We start from the raw sequence: 3,667 nt of genomic DNA, 5'->3' as shown, positions 1-3,667 counted from the left end.
GGCTCCGCCTGTGGAGTCCCGTCCAGGAACGGCACGCCCCCGCGCACCGACCAGACGCTGCGGGTGCCGTCCGCCGTGACGAAGGCCCCCACCGGACCGTCCCCGAGCAGCGGAGCCGCCACCGCCAGCGGAGCCCACATCCCGCCGCCGCTCTCCCGGCGAAGGTCCACCACCCAGCCGCAGGCGGTCGCCCCGGCGACGGCGGCGCGGCCGCGGGCGACGTACTCGGCGTAGGTGCGCTCCGAACCGTTCACCGCCGGAAGGGTCAACCTGGCGATGCCGCCGGGAAGTTGTTCGACCGTCGGGGCGTCGACCGTCGCGGGGTCGGCATCCACGGCCGCTGCCTCACCGGGCGGGTAGAACCGGCTGTGGCCGTCCCCGAGAGCCGCCACCGCGCCGCCGACCGCCCCATGGGTGTCGGCCGTCGTCCGCGCCCCGGCCGCCCGCGCGAACGCCTCGTCCCGCAGTTTCGGCCAGTCCACCGTCGCGGTGTTCAACGACTCCCGCTGCAACAGGTCCAGCGCCTCCGACAGGTAGCCGTGCGCCTGCGCCGACATGCCTCCGGATCCCCCGGAACCCCCCGAACCTCCTGGAGCGCACCCCGCTGCCAGCGCCAGGGCGCCCGCCGCCATCCCGGCGATCCGCACCGCCCTCATCCGCGCCCCTCTCCCGGTTCGTACAGCCCCCCATTCCTACCCCATGAACCGGGAAGCGGCGACGGCCGGGATCCGCTGTTGCTCCCGCCCGACCCTCGGCGGCGTCCCGGCCTGCGGCGCGTACCACCTTCGATCAGGCGTCGAGCACCTGGCCGTCGCGCCTGACGACCGGTCCTTCCGTCGACCACGGGAACTCGATCCAGTCGTCGGTCCGCTTCCACACGTACTCGCACTTCACCAGGGAGTGCGACTTCTCGTAGATGACGGCGGACCGGACCTCGGCGACATGGTCGAGGCAGAAGTCGTGCACGAGCCGCAGTGTCTTGCCGGTGTCGGCGACATCGTCGGTGATCAGGACCTTCTTGTCGGTGAAGTCGATCGCGGCGGGAACGGGCGCCAACATGACGGGCATTTCGAGAGTGGTGCCCACGCCCGTGTAGAACTCGACGTTCACCAGGTGGATGTTCTTGCAGTCCAGCGCGTACGCCAGACCGCCCGCTACGAACACCCCGCCGCGGGCGATGCTCAGGACGAGGTCGGGTTCGTATCCGTCGTCGGCGATCGTCTGCGCGAGTTCGCGCACCGCCTGCCCGAAGGTCTGGTAGTCCAAGGTCTCGCGCACATCAGTCACGGCGACCAGTGTCCTCGGCCCTCGGCTGGGCGGCGAGTACCGGCACGCTCAGGACCGGAAGTGTGGTGTTCCACGCCTCGGTCGCACACTCCGGGCCGCGGCCGAGCCGGAAGGGCCGTGCCCCACTCCCGGATGCCCTACTCCCGGATGCCTGCGGCCTCGATCGCCCGGAAACGGGTCGCACGCGAGGCCGCTCCCCACGCGGTGATCACGGTGACGAAGGCGCAGAGCGCGACGGTCCCCAGGACCTGCGTCCACGGGATCACCGTCGGCGCCGAGGTGACGAGTTCGCTCAGCGAAAGGTGCTGGGTCACCGCGGAGAGCCCGGTCGCCACGGCCGCGAGCAGCGTGCCGACGACCACCGCCACGGCCGACTCGGCCACGGCCACCTTCGCGATCTGGCCGCGCACCGCGCCGGCCAGCCCGAGCAGGGCGAACTCCCGCCGCCGCCCGGCCATCGCCATGATCAGGGTGTTGGCGACGGCGATCAGCGCGTAGGCCAGCGCGATCCCCAGGATGATCACCGCGGCGTTGTCCGTCTGCTCGGCGGCGCGTGCGCGCTGGGCCTCCAGGTAGGCGTCATGGGTCATGACGTGCGCGCCGGAGCCGGCCAGCGCCTGGTTCACCGCCGCCGTCTGCTGTTCGTCGAGCGGCCGGCCCGGGCCCGTCCGGGAGTCGAGGTGGACCCGGTTCGGCGTCACCGCACCGGTCAGCGACGCGGACAGGTAGGTGTCGTCGCCGTTCAGGCCGCGTGCGACGACCGCCGCGACGACGGTCGGCACCCGAGCGCCGGTCGGCAGCAGCGTGACCACCTGGTCCCCCACCGACAGACCGTCGGATCGGGCCGCCTGCTCGTCGATGACCAGGAAGTTCTCGGGCAGTGAGGCGAGGGAGCCGGAGAGCACGGGCGGCGTGACGGTCGTGCCCAGCGCGGACGCGGGCACGGCGTTCGTGCTCAGCTAGTCGATCTGGTCGCCCTTCGCGGTGCCGATCCGGATGTTCATCGAGGTGATCGGGGTGACCCGGACCCCGGGCACGGCCGCCAGCTTCTCCAGCGTCCGCGCGTCGATCCCCGTGCCGCCGGGCACCACCACGTCGGCCGCGTGGATCTCCTGCTGCTGGCGGGCGAGCACCACCGCGTCACCGGACTTCTGCACCGTCAGCAGGGTGGCGACCAGTCCGACGGCCACCACGATCGGCGCCGCCGTGGCGGCCGTACGCCGCCGGGAGGTGAGGATGTTCTCGCGCACCAGCAGCGGGCCGGCCTTGGCCGAGCCGCGCAGCGGGCCAATCAGCGCCCGGGTGACCGGCCGCAGCAGGATCGGTGCCAGCAGGGTGACCGCGCCGACGTACAGGACCGGCACGGCCTCGTACCTGCGGGCGCTGGCCGCCAGGTACGGTTCGGTCCGGGCGATGACGATCCCGAAGGCGACCGCGCCGATCAGCATCCCGGTCCCGAGCAGCCAGCGGATCGGCGTCATCCCGCGGCGCTCCACCGCGCTCTCGCGCAGCACCTCGATCGGCCGGATCAGCGAGACCACGGGACCCCGGTGCCGTTCGACGCGGCCGCCTTCGACGCCGGCGGCCTGCGGCTGCTGCGCCCCGGCCAGCGGGTGCGGATCCGCACCGAGGGCACCGGTGAGGCCCGCCGGGTGGTCTTCGTGACGCTCCAGACCTTCCCGGACCCCGCCGAGGGCTGACGGCCCCGTCCGGGGCCGTCGGGCCCGGCCGGACCGGCCCGCGGACCATCCCGCCGTACCGCCCGGAACTCCCCCGTGCCACCGCACGCCGTCGATTCCTGACTAAGCGCCCGGAAATCGAAAGAGCCGCGGCGACCCGTCTCCGTGAATTCACGGAAGGGGGGTGCCGCGGCTCTGAGCCGAAGGCCGTCCTGGGACGGTCGCGCGGGACTTACTTGGCAGAGGTCTTGCGCGCGGTGGTCTTGCGGGTGGCGGTCTTCTTCGCCGGCGCCGTCTTCTTGGCCGTGGCGGTCGCCTTCTTGGCGGTGGCCGTGGTCTTCTTGGCGGCCGCCGTGGTGGTCGCCTTCTTCGCCGCGGCCGTCTTCTTGGTCGCGGCGGCCTTGGTCGCGGTCGCCGTGGTCTTCTTCGCGGCGGTGGTCTTCGCGGCCGTGGTCTTGGCGGCGGTGGCCTTGACGGCCGTGGTCTTCGCGGCGGTCTTCTTGGCGGTCGCCGTGGTCTTCTTGGCGGCGGCCGTGGTGGTCGCCTTCTTGACGGCGGCCGTGGTGGCCGTCTTCTTGGCGGCGGCCTTCTTGGCGGCCGGGGCGGCGGCGGCAGCAGCGGCGGCACGCTTGGTGGCGGCACGCTTGGCGGCCGGGGTGGCGGCCACGCCGCTCTTGCCCGGGGTGAGGGAGCCCTTGGGG

Annotated in this window: 4 protein-coding genes and 2 pseudogenes; 1 reads left to right on the top strand and 5 read right to left on the bottom strand. The window is 73.0% G+C overall.

The genetic code is table 11. The annotated features are described in order from the left end of the window. From ACIQOV_RS32440 to ACIQOV_RS32425, 4 genes and pseudogenes are all read right to left on the bottom strand, one after another. Window positions 1-557: pseudogene (locus ACIQOV_RS32440) on the bottom strand (peptidase S41); the annotation flags it as partial. A 232-nt stretch (window positions 558-789) separates the two neighbouring features. Next, window positions 790-1,287 carry a phosphoribosyltransferase gene (locus tag ACIQOV_RS32435; RefSeq protein WP_359904705.1) on the bottom strand — a complete coding sequence of 166 codons (498 nt, stop codon included), beginning with the start codon at window positions 1,285-1,287 and terminating at the stop codon, window positions 790-792. A gap of 137 nt (window positions 1,288-1,424) precedes the next feature. After that, on the bottom strand, window positions 1,425-2,231 hold the full coding sequence (locus ACIQOV_RS32430) for an FtsX-like permease family protein (protein WP_401054282.1): 807 nt from the start codon (window positions 2,229-2,231) through the stop codon (window positions 1,425-1,427). A 15-nt stretch (window positions 2,232-2,246) separates the two neighbouring features. Continuing rightward, window positions 2,247-2,828 carry a hypothetical protein gene (locus ACIQOV_RS32425; protein WP_401054285.1) on the bottom strand — a complete coding sequence of 194 codons (582 nt, stop codon included), beginning with the start codon at window positions 2,826-2,828 and terminating at the stop codon, window positions 2,247-2,249. Between the two features lie 9 nt (window positions 2,829-2,837). Between ACIQOV_RS32425 and ACIQOV_RS32420 the strand changes: the two genes are divergently transcribed. Further along, a complete protein-coding gene (locus ACIQOV_RS32420; protein WP_401054283.1) occupies window positions 2,838-2,987 on the top strand; it encodes a hypothetical protein in 150 nt (49 codons plus the stop codon). A 211-nt stretch (window positions 2,988-3,198) separates the two neighbouring features. On the opposite strand, the pseudogene ACIQOV_RS32415 reads toward ACIQOV_RS32420, so the two are convergent. Continuing rightward, window positions 3,199-3,667 (bottom strand): annotated as a pseudogene (locus tag ACIQOV_RS32415) (hypothetical protein); the annotation flags it as partial.

The organism is Kitasatospora sp. NPDC091257, from assembly GCF_044757675.1.
In the GTDB taxonomy this organism is placed as follows: Bacteria; Actinomycetota; Actinomycetes; order Streptomycetales; family Streptomycetaceae; genus Kitasatospora; species Kitasatospora lactacystinica.
The sequence above is the reverse complement of the archived record's forward strand: the minus strand, read 5'-3'. Positions and strand labels throughout refer to the sequence as shown.